Genomic DNA, 1,417 nt, shown 5'->3' with positions numbered 1-1,417 from the left:
TGCAGCAGGGCGCGTGGGGAGAAAAAGGAACGGTACATAGCAATCGGATTGAGAATCCGCTACGCTTTCAGGGGCAGTATTACGATGCGGAAACGGGCCTGCACTATAACCGTCATCGTTATTATGACCCGCTGATAAGGTCTTATATCAGCCAGGACCCGATAGGGCTGGCGGGAGGGCTCAACCCTTATCAGTATGCGCCTAATCCGTTAGGTTGGATCGATCCGTTAGGGCTTTCAGCCTGTGCTCCAACCCATCATTTGGCTACGAATAAGCATTCAACTTGGTCGGATCGCTTCAGAGAGCTATTTAAGAAAAATGATCTTGGTAAATTTAAAAATGGCAAATGGAGAAAGGATGTACTCAATGATCCTTTAAATAAGATTGATGTTCCTGGACATAAAGGTCCCCATCCAGAGGGGATGCATCAAGAAATTTATGATCGTTTGTCTGCTGCGAGTGATAGAGGTAAAGATGCATTCAGAAAAGAAATTGAAAAGTTAAGAGTGGAAGCCGTCACGCCGGGAAGTTGGCTTAATGATATATTAACGAAGGTTAATAAATAATGAACTACTATAAGCTGGGGATTAGTCCAGAAAGCAAAAAGTGGAAAGGTTATATGAACCCGAGTTCATTTCTTTTAGATGAGAAAGGAAATGAATTAAGTGATGTGAAACTGTCAGCGATTCAAGAGGAATTTAGCGGCACTTTATATTTTAATATATTAAAAGAGGGTAATCCTCCCCCTGTTATCTCGATAGGGTCTAGATTCCTGGCATTTAATGAGAGCGTTTTTTGTGCCGATGAACTTGATTTTACTGGTGTTCAGTTAATATCTCTTATAAACAGAAATAACGATTTAAAATATATATTGATGCATGTGTTTAATTATATTGATTGTGTGGATTGGGAATGTTCTAAAGTCGATCGTTGGCCAGCAGATTACATTCCAGAAGATTGGGAATCAAAGCGTGGACGCTTTTTTATCGAGCCTGTTCTTTATAAGAGCAAAATACCTGAAAATTTAGATGCCTTTCGTTTGTATGAATGGGGGGGGGGGTTTAATATAGTGATAGCTGAAACTTTTAAAGAAAAGTTATTATCCGTGAAGTTTGATAATACACTACTTGATTTTAAACTATTATCTCTTAAATGAAGAAAAGCCGGGTAAGAAATTAAATCTTCCCGGCTATTTTTCAAACGTTCAGCCAGCTAAACCCCCATCCCCCGACGCGCTGCCTGAACGGCGTTCGCTACTGTTTTGGCCGGGCAGGCGAGCTCCGGCAGCGGCAGTCCGGGCAAAGCGATGCTGAAGCGGAGCATTTCGTGTGGGATGAACACCGTCAGCTGACTGCGGTTCGCCGGGGAACCCGTCAGGTACGCTATGGCTATGACGGCCTGGGTCGCCGGGTCTTTA

The 1,417-nt window shown here is 43.0% G+C and carries 2 protein-coding genes; both read left to right on the top strand.

The genetic code is table 11. The features are described 5' to 3' along the window. The coding region (locus COO59_RS20475; protein WP_205960897.1) for an RHS repeat-associated core domain-containing protein at positions 1–566 on the top strand (566 nt) is incomplete at its 5' end. Further along, the gene (locus COO59_RS20470) at positions 566–1,156 is read left to right on the top strand and encodes a hypothetical protein (RefSeq protein ID WP_103061465.1); all 591 of its coding nucleotides are present in this window, start codon (positions 566–568) and stop codon (positions 1,154–1,156) included. The genes COO59_RS20475 and COO59_RS20470, both read left to right, overlap by 1 nt. The last annotated feature ends 261 nt before the right edge of the window (positions 1,157–1,417 follow it).

The sequence above is a fragment of the Mixta theicola genome (assembly GCF_002895925.1).
Lineage (GTDB): Bacteria > Pseudomonadota > Gammaproteobacteria > Enterobacterales > Enterobacteriaceae > Mixta > Mixta theicola.
Note: the sequence above shows the minus strand (reverse complement) of the source record. Positions and strands in the feature narration are given on the sequence as shown.